The sequence below is a fragment of the Pseudomonas sp. NFACC05-1 genome (genome assembly GCF_900100135.1).
Classification (GTDB): domain Bacteria; phylum Pseudomonadota; class Gammaproteobacteria; order Pseudomonadales; family Pseudomonadaceae; genus Aquipseudomonas; species Aquipseudomonas fluorescens_Q.
In genome coordinates this window covers 202,532-220,000 of the sequence record NZ_FMTR01000008.1, presented here as the reverse complement: position 1 = coordinate 220,000, position 17,469 = coordinate 202,532, and the positions used below count along the sequence as shown (strand labels likewise).

The following is a 17,469-nucleotide window of genomic DNA, read 5'->3' as shown; positions in this document are numbered from 1 at the left end:
CGCTGGGCTGCGCAGCAGCCCCCCTCAAGCTCACTCAATCGACCTGATCCACCGCGTCGCCGGGTTCTAGGGCCGCTGCGCGACCCAGCGGGAGCAAGCTCCCTCGCCACAAGAGCAGGAGTGCTGCGATGCAGGGCTTAGGCGAGGTCAACGAGCACGATTTCGCTGTCTTCGATCGCGGTCACCCGCAATATCCGTTCATCTTCAATCGCAACACCGTCTCGAGCTTGTGCACGCAAGCCGTTGATTTCTATCAACCCTGTGGCCGGCACAAGATAGGCCCGACGTGCGGCGTCCAGCCGATACTCCGCACTTTCACCCGCCTTGAGATTGGCCGCTACCAGTCGTGCGTCAGCGCGAATGCGCAGGCTCTGGTCATCGCCGGCCTTGCCACTGGCCAACGTCACGAAGCCTTCGCGCGAGTCCTTGGGAAACGGCTTGGCCCCCCATGACGGTGCCAGGCCTTCTTCGTTGGGGATGATCCATATCTGGAAGATGCGGGTGGCCGTCGACTCCAGGTTGTATTCGCTATGGGCAATGCCGGTGCCGGCGCTCATGACCTGTACATCACCGGCCTGCGTACGGCCTTTGTTACCCAGATTGTCCTGGTGGCTGATCGCGCCTTCACGCACATAGGTGATGATTTCCATGTCCCGGTGCGGGTGTTGGGGAAAACCGCTGCCAGGGGCGATGACATCATCGTTCCAGACCCGCAAGTTGCCCCAGCTCATGCGCTGTGGGTCGTAATACTCGGCGAACGAAAAATGGTGGTGGGCATCCAACCAGCCGTGGTTGGCGGCGCCCAAGGTGGCGAAGGGCCTGAGTTCGAGCATGTTCGTGTCCTTTTCGCTGGGAGCGAAAGCGATGGTTGATGCGCTATTCTCGCGAAGGAAACCATCGACAAAAAGCGTAAAAAACGCGTCAAACCTATCGACTAACCAGATATGAATTCGTGAGCCAACTTTCACTTCATCGCCTAAACCCATGACTTAAAAGCTTTTGGGTGGAACCTGGCGGCAAATACAGACACCATAGCCGTCATGGTTCATGAACACCGGAGTCCCAGCGTGGCGCAACACACTCCCGATCTTCCCCCCGAGCTTTTATCCCTGGCCCAGATGCCGCTGTTCAAGCGCCTGGCCGCCCGGCTCTTCGGCCATGGCCTGACACGCCTGCGAGCCCAACATCGTGCCTCCTGGTTGCATGGCCAGGCCGACGGTTTCCGCAGCGGTCATACCGCCGGTTTTGACTATGGATACAAGGAAGGCCGGGCCGAAGGGCTTGAGGAAGGCCGTCAGGTCCTGTTGATCCGTGATTCGCGCAGCACGGAGCATCCGGCACCGCAGGTCGATGATCTGCTGTTCGATGACTGGCGCCTGCCGCTGACCGCTGAGTTGAAGAAACGCATCAAGGCAGATGTCGCCCGATCGCTGCCGGTCCATGCACAACCGAGTGCCGCGCAATGGAAGATGATTTTCAGCGACACGCCCTCGACCTCGGTGATCGCCGGGGCCGGGGCGGGCAAGTCCACCACCCTGGTGCTGCGCATTGTGCTGTTGTCCCATTACCTGGGTTTCGAATTGGACTCGATGACCGTGGTGACGTTTACCCGGGAATCGCGTAAGGATTTCATCCAGAAACTGATCGAAGTGTTTGCCCTGTGGGGACGTACCGTCAGCCTCAAGGAAGCTCGGGACTTGGTGCGGACATTCCATTCGCGAATCTTGCCCATGGTCCGCAGCTTGCCCGGGTTCGAACGGCTCCAGGCGTTCGAGACCCTGAGCCATCGCGCCGAAGCGGGTGACGATGATGCCCAGGGCAATCCTTTTGATTTGCGCATCAATGACGCCCAGCGCCAGCAACTCAACGCCTGTTATTACAACCTTTACCAGCGTGACCCGCGCTTCCGTGAGCTGATCCTGCCGTTGTCCCGCCACGCGCTGCAGCTCAAGGAACTGGAGCGCGATCACCCGGATGTACAAAAGCGGGTCGCCGTGACCGCGCTGGCAGCCCAGCGCGACGAAGAGTTGTGCGATGCCGTCGAAGACCTGTGGTTGCGCGCGGGTGCCTGGCCGATCAAGGGTATCGAGCCGAAACGACAAGCGTTCGAGATCAATGGGTCGACGTTCCACTGCCATGGTTACGCGCCTTCCCTGGATGCCTGGGTCATACTGGGGTTCGATCCACGGGAAGACGCCCGGCTCAGTCGTCCGGGCGCCAAGTTGAGCATCCGCGCGGAATGGGCGGTCAAGCGCACCCTGTTTCAAGCTTTCTGTCGTAAGCCACTGATATGGCTTGAAAGTTATGAGGCGTCAAAACGTGTATTAGCATCAATGGCCGGCGATGCCAGTGCCGGCCCAGGGTTCGATTACAAGGTCAAGGGCGAGCTGGGTTCGGCACCGTTGCTGGACTGCTTTGTCGCGGCGGCAGGCTTTATCGAGAACCTAGGCCTGGACGTCCCGGATGCCGTGGGTCGGATGTCCTTTGCCCAGGATGACCCCGATCGGTATTTCTTCGAGGCGCTGAGTCGCTACTGGCGGGCATTCGAAGACCATCTGCTCGACCAATCGCCGCCGGTCATGACCTACAACCGCATGTTTGCGCTGTTCAGCGAACACTCGCCGGAAAACTTCAAGTTGCTGGGGGATGCGTTGCTCCGGCCGCTTTCGCACCTGATGATCGACGAATTCCAGGACGTGTCGCCGCAGATCGTCTCCTGGCTGCGAGCCAGTCTTCGGGAAATACGCGGCCGTGGTCCCGCGATGCACGTGGGGCGCGGCGCCCAGCGTTCTTCCTTGTTGTGTGTCGGGGATGATTGGCAATCGATCTATGGCTGGCGCGGCAGTTCACCGAGCTATTTCATGGCATTCAACCAGCAATTCCCGTCGCCGACGACGACCCGGGTCATGCTCACTGACAACTATCGCAGCCACCAATACATCATCGATGCGGCCGAGCATATTGTTCGCGCCGCTGCGGCTATCCCAGGCAAGAAGGCCAAGGCCAGTGGCGTGTCTCGCTCGCTGAGCCCGGTCAATGTGTTGGATCGAGACGATGAAGGGCTGGCGCGGCGACTGGATGAGCACTACCGCAAGGGTGATTCGATCTTGATGCTGTATCGAAAAAGCAGCGATAAGCTATTGATAGAAAAGTATATTCAGCCAACAGTTAATGTGGATTCTAGCTTGCCGTGGGAGGCGAGGCGGCTCAGGCAGATGACTTACCACAGTGCCAAAGGGCTCCAGGCCGATGCGGTGTTCCTGCTGGGCGACTGCCAGCACCTGAGCAGTTCACCCTACAAGAACCAGGTCTACCGAATGGCCGGGCTAGGCAAGGACGGTGATGCCGAACCTTACGACTCGGCGCAAAAGGACGAAATCCTGCGCCTGGCGTATGTGGGCATCACGCGTGCGGTGCAGCACTGTTACTGGTACGTCGATGGCCAGGACGGCCAGGCGGCCAATGGGCCCAAGGCTTCGGATCGTATTGCCGGGGACAAGCCCTTTTTTGCTGACCATCGCCGGAGCGTGGCAAATGGCCGGCAAAAAGCCTGAAGCATGATGGCACCTTTGGATAAATGATCTACACCTATGGCAAGGGATTGCATTGCCAAGGTCGGCATGCGGTTGATCGATCGATCACCGCGCGAAATCTTCGCCACGCTCCCTCGATATCGTTCCCACCCGGCTGCCAGAGCCAGGCCTGACCGTGCCCGCTTGGCGGGCGCCAAGGAGGTGCGTCACATCGCTGAGCGTGGACCGTGAGCAGGTCTGGCATCGTGCCAACGCCTGATAACAGAAGGAGGCCCTGCGCATCGCTCAACCCTTCGATGGGACGGCAGGCGTCTCCCGATAAGGAGATATCGATGAAGCATTTCCAAGGAAAGATCGTTGCACTATTGGCCCTGACCGGCACGTTGTCCATGGCTGGCGCCCAGGCCGGGACGTTCCCTGATTACGGCTTCGCGCCACCCAAAAGTTCGTATCCCTCCGCATTTTTCCGGCTCAGTCAGGACTACCCCACCGTGGCGCCGGGCCCGACTTCGATGCCGTCGTTTTTCAAGCACCTGCCCGCCAATTTCAGCAATGATTTTGAAAGCTGGCGCACCTATATGAACGAGGTAAAGAACTACTGCCTGGAGGGCAATACGGAAGTCGGCTGGAACGTGCAGAAAAACAAGGTTCGTCAGTGGTATCACATGCCTTGGCAACACTATGGCCCCAACGGTCGTGAAGCTATTCACGGGCTGACCAAAGAGGCGCCTATCCAGCCCAAACAGTTGGCGAGTACCCAAACCGTGAATGGCCAGACCTATGCGGTCGGCATCTATAACGATATAGGGGCGTACACCATCGGCCAGGTTTGGAAGGATCCGCAGAACCCTGACCCGAGCTACACCTCGCAACCAAAGGGATTTCCCAATGGCACAGTGGTGTGCAAGGCGTTGTTCGCAGACATCGATATCAGTGCGGTGCCCTCGCTGGTCAATCCGGTACTTTGGAGTGCCTACACCACCAAGGACTTCTACTCAACCAAACGCGCCATCACCAAAGTCGCGTTGATTCAGATGGACATCGCCGTCCGGGACACGCGCGTCAAAGATACCGGCTGGTTGTTCGGCACCTTTCAGTACAACGGTGCGATGACCGGTAAATCGGGCTGGGACAACCTGGTGCCGGTGGGAATCATGTGGGGGAACGATCCGAAGGAGAACGGCAACGCGTTCACCAACCCGACGCCGACTGAAACCAAGATCAACCCGGCGCTGAAGCAGACCGCGATCAATGCCAACACCAAGGAGCTGCCACCGACCCACCTGGGCTGGAACGGCCGCCTCAACGGCCCCGTGGACAATCCTCAGGCCTCTTGCCTGAGTTGCCATATGACCGCCGAGTACCAGCAATTGGCGCCAATGAATCCGACCTTCCAAGCCAACCCGCCACCGGTGGGAGGCGAGGAATGGATGAAATGGTTCCAGAACATCCCGGCTGGACAGCCGTTTTCGCCGGGCACCCGCAGCACGGACTACAGCCTGCAATTGTCCGGCGCCCTGGCGAACTTCTATGAATGGAAATGCAACCACAGCGGAATCTATGCCGACGGCAAGAATGCTTGCGCCAAAGTCCAGCCCCTTAACCTGATGAAGGCGAGCAATGCGCCTGAACAAGAGGTGTTTAAAGTACAGCGCAGCCCTGAACTGGAAGAGCTCAAGTAGCGTGCCCCCGGCCTCGGACAAGCGCCGAGGCCGGACTTCCTGTGGGGGCGAGCTTGCTCGCGAAAAGGCCGGCACATCCAGCTTCGGTGTGACTGACCCGCCGTCATCGCGAGCAAGCCCGCTCCCATCGGGCCATGCGTTCGCTCAAACCAGGCGGCACCTAAGCCATCGGCGGCAACCGCCGCTTGACGGGCGTCTTCTTGACGATGGCCGTATTGGTCTCGGCGTGGGCATTGAGTTTGTCCAGCAATGTATCCAGCTGTTCCATCGAGCGCACGTGCAGGCGGGCGATGAAGCAGTCGTCGCCGGTCACCTTGTCGCATTCGGTGAATTCAGCGATGGCCTGGATCTGCCGCTCCACTTCCTGCAACTGCCCCGGCAGCGGGCGGATACGCACGATGGCCTGGAGTTGATAGCCGAAGCACTTGGGGTCCACTTCGACGGTGTAGCCCCTGAGCACACCACGTTCTTCGAGCCGGCGAAGGCGCTCGGCGACACTGGGGGAGGACAGGCCACTGAGGTTTGCCAGGGCCTTGAGGGAGCGTCGGGAATCTTCCATCAGGGCACTGATGAGGATCTGGTCAATATCGTCAGTCATTTCAACTCCATTAGGCGAATGTGTGAAGTTGCCTTGATAAAAAAGGTCGAATCGCAGTTTAGCCTTTTTCAAACCATGGAGAAGCCTCCCGACGGCTCGGCATACTGTGCCCACTTGCTGAAGGAGCCTGAAGATGGACAAGACCTTACGCCGCGGTTCGCTGGAAATGACTGCCGCCATGCTGATCTCCGGAACCATTGGTTGGTTCGTGCTGGTTTCCGGCCTGCCGGTGCTGGATGTGGTGTTCTGGCGCTGCGTGTTCGGCGCCGTGACCTTGCTGCTGATCTGCGCCGGTTTCGGCTTTTTGCGCCCCGGCATCCTCACCCGTACCACTTTCCTGCTGGCGGTACTCAGCGGTGTGGCGATCGTCGGCAACTGGGTATTGTTGTTTGCCTCCTATTCCCGCGCCTCGATTGCCATCGGCACGGCGGTGTACAACGTCCAGCCGTTCATGTTGGTGGGGTTGGCGGCGCTGTTTCTGGGGGAAAAAATCACCGCACAGAAACTGTTCTGGCTGGCGGTGTCGTTTCTCGGAATGCTGGCCATCGTCAGTGCCCATGGCGAGCAAGGGCAGGGTGGCGATGAATATCTGCTGGGTATTGCCTTGGCGCTGGGGGCTGCGTTGCTGTACGCCATCGCGGCGTTGATCATCAAGCGCCTGACCGGCACGCCGCCTCATCTGATCGCGCTGATCCAGGTTAGCACCGGCGTGTTGCTGTTGGCGCCCTGGGCGAACTTCTCGGCGTTGCCGCAGCAAACCGAAGCCTGGGCCAGCCTGCTGACCCTGGGCATGGTGCACACCGGCGTGATGTATGTGTTGCTGTACAGCGCCATACAACGCTTGCCGACCGCGTTGACCGGTGCACTGTCGTTCATCTACCCGATCGCAGCGATCTTCGTCGACTGGTTCGCCTTTGGCCATCGCCTGGAGCCGCTGCAATGGTTGGGCGTGGCGGCGATCCTGCTGGCGGCTGCCGGCATGCAACAGGGCTGGGGCATCAAGTCGCGGCGCCCAGTCCTGTCGTAGCCCACCGTTCGGGCGTGGATCAGAAGATGTAGTCAGTGGTCAGGAAGTTGGAATCGCGCTCACGGATGATGTCGCTGATCAACGCCTTGTTGTTCTCCTGGAACTTGGTTGCCACCAGCGTGCGGATGGAAAAGGTGCGCAGTGCATCGTGGACCGACAAGGTACCCTCGGCCGAATTCTTCCGGCCATTGAACGGGAACGTGTCCGGGCCACGTTGGCACTGGGCGTTGATGTTGATGCGTCCGACCTGGTTGGCGAAGGTGTCCACCAGCTTGCCGACTTGTGCCGGGTTGGTGCCGAAAATGCTGAGCTGCTGGCCGAAGTCGGACTCCAGTACGTAATCGATGACGGTATTGAGGTCGCGGTACGGCACGATGGGCACGACCGGACCGAACTGTTCCTCGTGGTAGACCCGCATCGCTGTGTTCACTGGGTACAGCACCGCGGGGTAGAAAAACGAGCTTCGCGACTCGCCGCCATGGGCATTCTTCACTTCTGCACCTTTGGCGAGTGCATCGGCGACCAGCGAATGCAAGTAATCGACTTTGCTCGCTTCGGGCAGCGGCGTCAGCGCCACACCGTCCTCCCAGGGCATGCCAGGTTTCAGGGTGGCGAGCCTAGCGTTGAACTTCTCGATGAACGCCGGCGCCACATCCTCATGGACAAACAGAATTTTCAGCGCCGTGCAGCGCTGGCCGTTGAATGACAGCGAGCCGGTCAGCGCCTCGTTGACCGCGTTGTCCAGGTCGACGTCCGGCAGCACTAGGCCAGGGTTCTTCGCATCCAGCCCCAGGGCGGCGCGCAAGCGGTGTGGCCGTGGATGGAGCTTCTTCAGGTCACTGGCCGCTTTGTTGGTGCCGATAAAGGCGAAGATGTCGATCTTGCCGCTGGCCATCAGCGCGCTGACCGTTTCGCGGCCGCTGCCGTAGATCACGTTGATCACGCCCGCCGGGAAGCTGTCGCGGAAAGCTTCCAGCAACGGCCGCACCAGCAGGACGCCGAGCTTGGCCGGCTTGAACACCACGGTGTTGCCCATGATCAAGGCCGGGATCAGCGTGGTGAAGGTTTCGTTCAGCGGGTAGTTATAGGGGCCCATGCACAAGGCCACGCCCAGGGGCACGCGTCGGATCTGCCCGAGGGTGTCCTGTTCCAGCTCGAAGCGGCTGGAGCGCCGGTCCAGCTCCTTGAGGGCGTTGATGGTGTCGACGATGTAGTCGCAGGTGCGGTCGAACTCCTTCTGGGAGTCCTTGAGATTCTTGCCGATTTCCCACATCAGCAACTTGACCACGGCCTCGCGTTGCTCGCGCATGCGTGCCAGGAAGGTTTCCACATGGCGGATGCGCTCGGCAACGCGCATCGTCGGCCACTGGCCCTGGCCGCGATCGTAAGCCCGCACGGCAGCGTCCAGGGCGGTGAGGGCGGTCTCGGCATCCAGCAGCGGCGTGCTGCCGAGAATCACTTGTTCATCGCCCAGCTCACCCGTCAGGTAAACGGGGCTGCGGACGACGGCCAGTGGCCCTTGCCAGGTTTCCAGGACGCCGTCGACCAGGTATTCACGCTGTTCGATCCGGCCTTCGAGGCGGTAGGCCGGCGGGATGTCGGTGGCGCTGGGAAAAAGGTTGGCGAGGAAGGGGACGGTGGTCATGTCGTTACTCCATCAATGAAATGAGCCAGGGCAGACGGCTTGCAGGTATAAATCGCTTTTAGCGTTATACGCCTTAATGGAGGTGTTTTTTAAGTGGCGGCAGTTTGCTTGTGCCGGACTTATGCAGGAGCCGCCTCGCTTCGCTCGACAGCTCCCACAGGCCCAGCCTTGGAAAGCGGTGGGCGTTATCAGCGACTCACCAGCGCATCCGCACGCCCATGCTGGTAATGATGCCATTGAGGTCGTTGTCGTCGACGTCACTGCTGTAATCGGCGCTGACATACAGGCTGACCGCCGGCGTGACCCGGGCGACCAGGCCCAGGCCGACTTCGACGGTGGAGGATTTTCGGCTGCTGCTGATCTTGTCGACCTTGTCCAGGGACACCGTGCTGGCGTCCTGGACGGTGTGCCACAGGTTGGTTCGCAGGTAAGGCTCCACACCGAGGCCGTTGACCTGGTAGTTACCCTTGAGGCGTGCGCCAACGCGGCCGCTCCAACTGCTCAGTTCATCGCCGGTGCCGCTCTCGGCATTCGGCGTATCGAGGGTGATGCGCTGGTTGATCAGTTGCGCCTGGGGTTCGACCACCCAGTGGGTGCTGATGCCAATAGGGAAGCCACCTTCGACCGACAGCGTCACCGCATGGCCTTCGGTGGCCTGGCGCTGGCCTTGTTCGGTGCGGCTGTAGCCATTGATCCGGCCGCCGCTGGCGCTCAGGTCGACGTGCCAGCCCGCGGGGCCGGTCAGGCTCCAGTAGGCGCCGAGGCTCGAACCTTTCAGGTTGACGGCATCTTTGTCCGGGTCGGCCAGCGCGGGCATCACCAACAGGCCGCCGCCGGTTGAAGTGATCTGCTGTTGCCCACTGATCAGTCCCATGCGCTGGGTATGACCGTCGCCGTTTCGCACTGTGAACAGGGCGGGGCTTTTGCCGGAAGCAGGCTCACTTCCAACCAGTGCGGTATCGAGGTGGATGGATGATGTTCGGTCGTACCAAGGCTGCACGGTCTCTTCGGCAGGCCAGGCCTGGACCTCCATGGATGAAAGCAGCAGCAACGATGTCGAGACGGTATGGAAAGTGGTGGTGAGCGCTTGTGGACGGAGGGAAGTTTTCATGGGGGCCTGCCTTGCAATCGCATGCGTTTCTCGCTTTTTGGCGTCTCTCCTACCCCGAATGAGGGGCGACCGAATGGATTGAGGCAAGCCTCTGGCGGCCCGTGTTGGCGGGTTCCAGAGGCCTGCCCCTGACTGTATTTCCGGGGGTAGTACGGTGTAGTCAAGAAGACCGATGGCGGCGCGTCAAGAAAATGAACGATGAATGGCAAGATGAAATCAGCGCTAATAAAGCGCTGATTTCAATTGGTTATTGTGGTGGGTATTCGGGCGTCAAACCTCTGTCGTAGACCCTGCCTACCAACTGATCCGAAAACCGACGTTGCCCATGACACTGTGTTGCTGGTTGCTGTCGAGGTTTTGGCTATAGTTCGCGCCAGCGTACATGGCGACGCTGGGCGCCAGGCTCACGGTGACGCCAATCCCGAGGTCGCCGGTGGAGGCGCGCTGTTGGGTCTCGACCCGTTCGGTGTCGTCGAATATCACTGAGTCGGTGCCGGAAAACGTATGCCAGAGGTTGGCGCGCAGGTACGGCTCCACGGGCATGCCGCTGACCTGGTAGCGGCCCTTGAGGCGCGCACCGAGGCGGCCGGTCCAGGCACCGTCGGAATCGAATTCGACCTTGGAGACCCCATCGTTTTGCGTATCCAGGGAGACCTTTTGGTAGATGATCTGGGCCTGGGGTTCAAAGTCCCAGTCAGCGGTCACCTTGAAGGGGTAGCCGGTCTCCGCCGAAGCGGTCAAGGCGTGCCCGCGATTGTCGATTTTCAGGCCGCGCTCGGAACGGTTGTCGCCGTTCAATCGCGTGCCCATCACCACGGTGTCGACGTAGCCGCCGTTGGGGTCGGTGAGCGTCCAGTAGAGCCCGTAGCTGTCGCCGTCGAGTTCTATCTTGCCGGCGTGTCGGCCTTCGAAACCCAGGTTGAAGCCTTTGACATTGCCGTTCAATTCCGTGTGCCCGACGAAGAAGCCAATGCGCTGGGTCTGGCCGCCGGACAGAAGCGAACTGTATAGGTCGTTGCCCACCTGGAACCCTTTGATCGACCCATCGAACTGCGGCGTCACCGTACCGGCCCAGGTTTTATCCAGGTCTACGCCATAGACCCGACCCCAACCCGCGCCGAACGCGCCGGTTTCCGTGAGCAGGCGCTGGTCACCCTGGCGGTCATGGAACGTACCGAGGGCCATCAACGTCAATTGCGCCGCCGCCGGAGGCAGCACCGACCAGGTCGGCACTTCCGGGCGATACAACGGGATGGGGGCCGCGCCGGGCACTGCGGTTGGCAAGGGCGGTAGCGTCGGGACGGGGGGCGCGCCCGGCGCGGGGGGCGCCGTCGGGATGGGCGCCGCTACCGGCCCGGCGACCACGGTGGAGCGCAGGTACCAGTTGTTTTGATTACCCGTCACGCCGCCTTTGAACAGGCGGTAATCGAACGCGCCGGCCGAGACGGATTGCGCCAGAGAAAAGGCATCGATGCTACTGACCGCGCCTCCCTGGGCCTGGACCACTTCAATGCCATCCTGAGTCGTCAGTGCGCCCGTGCCGCCCAGGTTCGTGACTGTGATGGCGGTATTGCCGGTGAGCGTCCCGCCGTTGACCACCAGCTTGTCGCTGGCGGAGCCATCGGCGCCGATTGCCGTTTGCACGTGCAACTGGCCGTTGTCGCCGACGTAGTTACCCTGGACGGTGAGGGTATCGATGGTGCGGGTGTTGCCCTGGGTAAGGTCTATCGTGCCGGCATTGTTGAGCGTCGCCAGTTGACCGGCAGTAAAAGGGGCGACAACGCCTTGGGTCGCCGTCAGCGTGCTGCCGCTCTCGATGTTGAGCGTCCCTGTGCCGGTGGCGCTGTCACCCAACGTCAGCGTGTCATCAAGGTCCAGTTGCGAGCCTTGGGTGAGGTTGACCGTTTCCCAGTTGAGGTAACGGGCGCCGGTGCTGGAGGTGCTGCCTTCAAAGGTCAGGACGTCTTGGCCCAATCCGCCATTCACGCTGGGGGTGATGCTCAGCCCGGTCTCATCGAGGTTGCTCAACAGCGCCGTGTCGCTGCCGTCACCCATCAAAATAGCCGAGTGAATGAGGCCACCGCTCCACTGCAACTGGTCGTCGCCGGCACTGGCCCGGACCTCGCCGAGGATTTCGCCGCCGCTGACGGTAATGCTGTCGTTGCCGCCGCTGACGCTGACATTGCCGCCGATGCGTCCGGCGGAGAGGATGATGGTGTCCTGGCCGAAACCGGTCACCAGGTTGCCAATGATCTGCCCGCCTGACATATCGAAAACGTTGTCATCGAGCTTCATGTCGACCCGGCCGATCGTGCCGCCGGTCATCTGCGCAACGTCGCCGTCTTCGAACGCGTCGACGATGGTGCCGCCGGTCATCAAGAACGTATCGAGACCGTCACCTTGTGCCAGGGACAGGATCCTGCCGCCATTCATGATGAAGTCGTCCACGCCGGAGCCTTGCTGGACATCACCGTCAATCAAGCCGTTGGCATTGATCACGATGCGGTCGACGCCGGCACCGAATGTGACGTCGCCGCTAATGACACCACTGCCGTTGGCGGGCATGGTCAGGCTGTTGTTACCCGAAAGGTCCGTCAGCCCGGGGCTGGTGCCGCTGTCGCAGACATAAGCGTCATCGCCTGCGGTTGGCGTCAGCGTGCAAGCGGCCATGGTGGCCGGGACGGGTAACAGGAAGGGGGCTGATATCCACACAGCGTTGAACAGCCGATTGAATCCTCTATCGTGCCGAATCATGTGCTATCCCTCTGCATCGGCATCTCGTAAATGCCGGTTTCAGCATCGGTTGCACAACAGATGGCACACAGGGCCTGGCAACGCTCGCTGTATGGAATGGCACCCTAGCAATGAAAAACCAGCGTCGCTACTGTCAGAACTTACAGGTCCGCGGGCAGAAAGAGCAGAAAAGGCCCGCTCTACAAATTAATCCCGTTCACTTAAGGCCATCGACAAACCCGTGGCGAGGGAGCTTGCTCCCGCTGGGCTGCGAAGCGGCCCCTGAACCTGCCAAATGCGCAGCATCAGACACACCGCACCCGCCGGTTTACGACTGCTTCGCAGCCGAGCGGGAGCAAGCTCCCTCGCCACAGGTCCATCATTTTCTTAAGTGAACAGCATTACGCTCTACAAATGCACTTCCACCGAAAGCGGCAGGTGATCGCTCAGGTGCGTCCACGGTTTGTTGCCCAGGATTTGCGGGGCATGGCTGCTGGCGTTGCGCAGATAAATACGGTCCAGGCGTAACAGCGGGAAGCGGGCTGGATAGGTCCTGGCGGGGCGACCATGGTGGTGCTCGAAGGCTTCATGCAGATAGCCACGGCGGGCGAGGGCGAGGTTGCCACGCAGCTGCCAGTCATTGAAGTCGCCGGCAATGATCACCGGGGCGTCCTCGGGCAGCGAATCGAGCAGTTGGCAGAGCAGTTTGAGCTGCAATTGGCGATGGCTTTCCAGAAGACTCAAGTGCACGCAGATCCCATGGACAGCGGCGTGCCCGGGCACATCCAGCACACAGTGCAACAACCCGCGCCGCTCCGGGCCGGTGATGGACACATCGAGATTGCGAAACTGGCGGATCGGGTATTTGGAGAGCAGGGCGTTGCCATGGTGGCCATCGGGGTAGACGGCATTGCGGCCGTAGGCGAAGTCGCTCCACATGCTGTCGGCGAGGAATTCGTACTGGGATGTCTGGGGCCAGTTGTCGTAGCGTGACGCGTGTCGGTCATGTTCGCCCAGCACCTCTTGCAGGAACACCAGGTCGGCGCCGGTACTGCGCACCGCTTCGCGCAATTCGGGCAGGATGAAGCGACGGTTGAGGGCGGTGAAACCCTTGTGGGTATTGACCGTCAGGATTCGCAGCCGATGAACCGCCGCAGGCAGCTCCGATGGCATTGGTTCGACGGCCCGCCAATCGGGATCTTGAGTCACGTTCCCTCCTGAATCAGACGTACCTGTTCATGCGACTGACCCAAGGCGTCGGCAGTTCCGGATTTTTCGTGTCCTTGCCGAGCGCTATCGCGAGCTCGCTCGCGATAGCGGTGTATCCGAACCACCACCATCACGAACAAGCCCAGTTCCTACAGGCACGTGTTCAGATGAAGACAATCTCATACGGCATACCCATCCGATCCAGGATAACCCGGGGCACCAGCGGGGCGATGCCGCTCGCCGGTTCGCCGTTGAGTTGGCTGACGTAAGCGTACATGGCGTGACGCTTGCGGGCGGTAGTCCAGACATCCAGGCGCAGTTTACGGGCCCGGTGCCAGGGGATCTTATTTTGCTCACGGACCGGCCAGTGCCAGGCCCATACCGGTAGTTCGTTGTACGCCACCCCGATCCTGTCGGCGGCCAGGGCCCCGGCGCGCCCGACGGTCTCGTGGTCGCTGTCGCCATCCTGGCGCCAGGTGCTGAACACCACGTCACCGGGGCGCAGATGACGTGCAATGAAGTCGGTGAGCTCGGCCTCGTGTTCGGTCAAGGCCTTTTCCGGGAAGCCACCGCGTACCCATTGCAGGCCATGGGCTGCTATGCCCAGGCGATGCAGGGCGTCCACGCTTTCCTGCGGGTGAGGGCGGTGTGTACGCAGGCGCTCATCGGTCCACAACGGTGAACCGGGATGGATCAGGGCTCCATCGGAGACCGAGATCAGCAACATGGGCTGATCAAGATTGTTCAGCAACTGCAGCAATCCGCCACAGGCACCGATCTCATCACCCGGATGCGGGGAGAGGACGACCGCGCGGGCGCCGGCGGGAATGAGCGTCTGGGTACTGATAATCGGGATATCGGCCAGTTGCGCAGCGCTGTTCCAGATTTGCGGATGCTGCCGGCCGGGCAAGCGAGAGGCGGGTTTCATGAGAGACATCCTTGTGTGTATTCAATCTTTCAGCCATCTACCGGGCCTACTGTCCGATGACGCCCGCGTGGGTATGGCTGCGATTCACAGCGCTCCGAATCCTGGAGACTACCGCATGTGAAGTATTGACCATGTCGGCCGATTCGTCTTGCGAGATGTGTGTCTGAACTGCACTTTTTTCTTAAAACTGGGCTGTGTGCAGCGAAAAACCGCGTCCTTGCGGTCTCTCTGGCGGTTTACAACCGGTACTTCATTCCTCTTCTTCGCGTTGCAGCTCAAACAGCAGCAGCGAGCGCCCGGTGACGGAATATTCGGAATCGAAATCGAAGCGCTCTTGTCCTCGAACGGTCGGCTGGTTGGTGTCGACCATGCAGGTCCAGAAACTGCCCTCGGGGACTTCCGGCAAGCGGAAGTTGACGATGTCATGGTGGGCGTTGACCACCAGTAGCAGCGTTGCATCGCCGGCCTTGCGTCGAATGCCGGTCTCCTGGGCGCGGCCGTCCATCAGCATGCCGAGGCAGCGACCATGGCTGTCCTGCCATTGTTCAATGGTCATTTCGCTGCCGTCCGGGGCCAGCCAGGTCACGTCCTTGACGCCGATGTCCTCGTTGTAGTTACCCACCAGGAACCGCCCGCGTCGCAGGATCGGATAGGTCAGGCGCAACTTGATCAGGCGCTTGACGAACTTGAGCAGCGTCGCGCCATCCTCGCTCAGGTCCCAATTGATCCAACCGATCTCGCTGTCCTGGCAATAGGCGTTGTTATTGCCGTGCTGGGTACGGGCGAATTCGTCGCCGGCGACGATCATCGGCGTGCCTTGGGCCAGCAGCAGGGTGGCGAAGAAGTTGCGCATCTGCCGATGACGCAGCGCGTTGATCTCTGGATCGTCCGTCGGCCCTTCGACGCCATGGTTCCAGGACAGGTTGTTATTGCTGCCATCCTGGTTGTTCTCGTCGTTGGCCTCGTTGTGCTTGTCGTTGTACGACACCAGGTCATGCAAGGTGAAACCGTCATGGGCGGTGACGAAGTTCACCGAGGCGTACGGACGCCGACCACGCTGGTTGAACATCTCGCCCGAGGCCGTCATTCGGCTGGCGAAATCGGCAAGCTGGCCGTCGTCGCCCTTCCAGAAGGCCCGCACCGTGTCGCGGAACTTGTCGTTCCATTCGACCCAGCCCGGCGGGAAGCGTCCCACCTGGTAGCCCCCGGGGCCGCAGTCCCAAGGCTCGGCGATCATTTTTACCTGGCGCAGCACCGGGTCCTGGCGGCAGGCCACAAGGAAGCTGTGGCGCTCATCGAAGCCGTCATGGTAGCGGCCCAGAATGGTCGCCAGGTCGAAGCGGAAGCCATCGACGTGCATCTCCGTGGCCCAATAGCGCAGGGAGTCGGTGACCATTTGCAGAACGCAAGGATGGCTCAGGTCCAGGGTATTACCGGTGCCGGAATCGTTGATGTAGTAGCGTTTGTCGTCGGGCATCAGCCGGTAGTAGGAGGCGTTATCGATGCCGCGCATGGACAGGGTGGGCCCCTGTTCGTTGCCTTCGGCGGTGTGGTTGTAGACCACGTCGAGGATGACTTCCAGGTTGGCCTCGTGCAGGTGGGCGACCATCTCCTTGAACTCGGCGATCTTGCCGCTGGCCAGGTAACGTGGGTCCGGGGCAAAGAAGGCGATGCTGTTGTAACCCCAGTAGTTGGTCATGCCTTTGTGCAGCAGGTGCTGGTCATTGACGAAGGCATGGATGGGCAGCAGTTCCACCGAAGAGACACCCAGCTTGCGGATATGCTCCAGCACATCATCGACCATCAGCCCGGCGAACGTACCACGCAGGTTCTCGGGCACCGACGGGTGACGCATGGTGAGGCCGCGCACGTGGGTCTCATACAGGATGGTCTTGTCCCAGGGGACGCTGACGCGATGGTCGTGGCCCCAGGTGTGCGCAGGGTCGATGACTTTGCACTTGGGGACGAACGGGGCGCTGTCGCGCTCATCGAAACTGAGGTCGCCATCGGGATGGCCGATGGTGTAGCCGAAGAGGGCTTCCGACCACTTCAACTGGCCGACCAGTTGCTTGGCATACGGGTCGATCAGCAACTTGTTGGGGTTGAAACGGTGGCCGTTCGCCGGGTCGTATGGGCCGTAGACCCGGTAGCCATAGATCAAGCCCGGGTGGGCATCTGGCAAATAACCGTGGTAAATCTCGTCGGTGTACTCCGGCAGCTCGATGCGTTCGAGTTCGACTTCGCCGGCATCGTCGAAAATGCACAGTTCGACCTTGGTGGCATTGGCTGAAAACAGCGCGAAATTGACCCCGAGGCCATCCCAGGTTGCACCCAGTGGAAAAGGCAGCCCTTCACGAATCCGCGAAGCCTCGATCACGGGCGGCGGCGTGTTTTTTTTTGGACGGGTCATAGTTGCTCCTGCAAAAGACAGACAGATTCAGCGATGCGGTTCACTTGGGGTGGGTGGTTCCACCCTTCACCTGTGACGAGGGGATTTGTCCCCGCTATGCGGGACAACAGTTGTTTCTCTGTGGGAGCAAGGCTTGCCCGCGATGCAGCAATGCGCGCCTGCTGGAATCGAGGCGCCTGTTTCGCGAGCAGGCGTTGCTCCCATCTGACGAGGAGACCGATAGGATCAATCAAACAGCCGGCGGCTTGCGCGGTGCCCGGGGCTTCTTGTCCGCTGTTTTGTTGGCGGGTGGCACTACTGCTGCAGTCGCTGCGGAGGGTTTGGCCGCAGGCTTGGCCTTGGGGGACGTGTTTTTTGCGGCAGTCTTGGCCGTGGCGCTTTTGGCGGCAGCAGGCTTGGCGCCATCGGTTTTGCTGGCCGCGGATTTGCTCGCCGCCTTGGGTGGCTTGCTCGGCGCCAGCGCTTCGGCTTCGGCCAGTTTGCGCGCCATCTCCCAGTGGCGTTTCTCCTGCCCGGCGGGCTTACCCTCGGACTCCCAGATCTGATAGGCGAATTCGCGAATGCGTTTATCGTCGGTACTCATCGCAGTGCTC

The 17,469-nt window shown here is 60.8% G+C and carries 12 protein-coding genes; 3 read left to right on the top strand and 9 right to left on the bottom strand.

From position 1 onward, the window contains the following. Nucleotides 1-137 precede the first annotated feature (137 nt). Nucleotides 138-833, bottom strand: a complete 696-nt coding sequence (locus tag BLO97_RS15180; RefSeq protein ID WP_092143129.1) for a pirin family protein — start codon at nucleotides 831-833, stop codon at nucleotides 138-140. Nucleotides 834-1,067: 234 nt separating this feature from the next. Here BLO97_RS15180 and BLO97_RS15175 point away from each other — a divergent pair, with 234 nt between their 5' ends. Both BLO97_RS15175 and BLO97_RS15170 read left to right on the top strand, forming a co-directional pair. Continuing rightward, the gene (locus tag BLO97_RS15175; RefSeq protein ID WP_092346599.1) at nucleotides 1,068-3,554 is read left to right on the top strand and encodes a UvrD-helicase domain-containing protein; all 2,487 of its coding nucleotides are present in this window, start codon (nucleotides 1,068-1,070) and stop codon (nucleotides 3,552-3,554) included. 311 nt (nucleotides 3,555-3,865) lie between these two features. Further along, nucleotides 3,866-5,215, top strand: a complete 1,350-nt coding sequence (locus BLO97_RS15170; protein ID WP_092224177.1) for a hypothetical protein — start codon at nucleotides 3,866-3,868, stop codon at nucleotides 5,213-5,215. A 160-nt stretch (nucleotides 5,216-5,375) separates the two neighbouring features. On the opposite strand, the gene BLO97_RS15165 is transcribed toward BLO97_RS15170, so the two are convergent. Beyond that, entirely contained in the window at nucleotides 5,376-5,813 is a 438-nt protein-coding gene (locus BLO97_RS15165) for an Lrp/AsnC family transcriptional regulator (protein ID WP_092346596.1), read from the bottom strand. Between the two features lie 133 nt (nucleotides 5,814-5,946). Between BLO97_RS15165 and BLO97_RS15160 the strand changes: the two genes are divergently transcribed. After that, complete coding sequence (locus BLO97_RS15160) at nucleotides 5,947-6,840, top strand: DMT family transporter (RefSeq protein WP_092346593.1); 894 nt, start codon at nucleotides 5,947-5,949, stop codon at nucleotides 6,838-6,840. 19 nt (nucleotides 6,841-6,859) lie between these two features. Here the strand turns inward: BLO97_RS15160 and BLO97_RS15155 are convergent, their stop codons facing one another. The 7 genes from BLO97_RS15155 to BLO97_RS15125 form a co-directional block, all read right to left on the bottom strand. Further along, nucleotides 6,860-8,485, bottom strand: a complete 1,626-nt coding sequence (locus BLO97_RS15155) for an NADP-dependent glyceraldehyde-3-phosphate dehydrogenase (protein WP_092143139.1) — start codon at nucleotides 8,483-8,485, stop codon at nucleotides 6,860-6,862. A gap of 196 nt (nucleotides 8,486-8,681) precedes the next feature. Then, nucleotides 8,682-9,596, bottom strand: a complete 915-nt coding sequence (locus BLO97_RS15150; protein WP_092143142.1) for an autotransporter domain-containing protein — start codon at nucleotides 9,594-9,596, stop codon at nucleotides 8,682-8,684. Nucleotides 9,597-9,890: 294 nt separating this feature from the next. Further along, complete coding sequence (locus BLO97_RS15145; RefSeq protein WP_092143145.1) at nucleotides 9,891-12,350, bottom strand: autotransporter family protein; 2,460 nt, start codon at nucleotides 12,348-12,350, stop codon at nucleotides 9,891-9,893. A gap of 387 nt (nucleotides 12,351-12,737) precedes the next feature. Next, a complete protein-coding gene (locus BLO97_RS15140; RefSeq protein ID WP_219737683.1) occupies nucleotides 12,738-13,502 on the bottom strand; it encodes an endonuclease/exonuclease/phosphatase family protein in 765 nt (254 codons plus the stop codon). 199 nt (nucleotides 13,503-13,701) lie between these two features. Continuing rightward, nucleotides 13,702-14,466, bottom strand: a complete 765-nt coding sequence (locus BLO97_RS15135; RefSeq protein WP_092346590.1) for a PIG-L deacetylase family protein — start codon at nucleotides 14,464-14,466, stop codon at nucleotides 13,702-13,704. Nucleotides 14,467-14,716: 250 nt separating this feature from the next. Then, the gene (glgX, locus tag BLO97_RS15130) at nucleotides 14,717-16,876 is read right to left on the bottom strand and encodes a glycogen debranching protein GlgX (protein WP_092143151.1); all 2,160 of its coding nucleotides are present in this window, start codon (nucleotides 16,874-16,876) and stop codon (nucleotides 14,717-14,719) included. Between the two features lie 229 nt (nucleotides 16,877-17,105). Then, on the bottom strand, nucleotides 17,106-17,459 hold the full coding sequence (locus tag BLO97_RS15125; RefSeq protein WP_092143154.1) for a DUF2934 domain-containing protein: 354 nt from the start codon (nucleotides 17,457-17,459) through the stop codon (nucleotides 17,106-17,108). Nucleotides 17,460-17,469 lie beyond the last annotated feature (10 nt).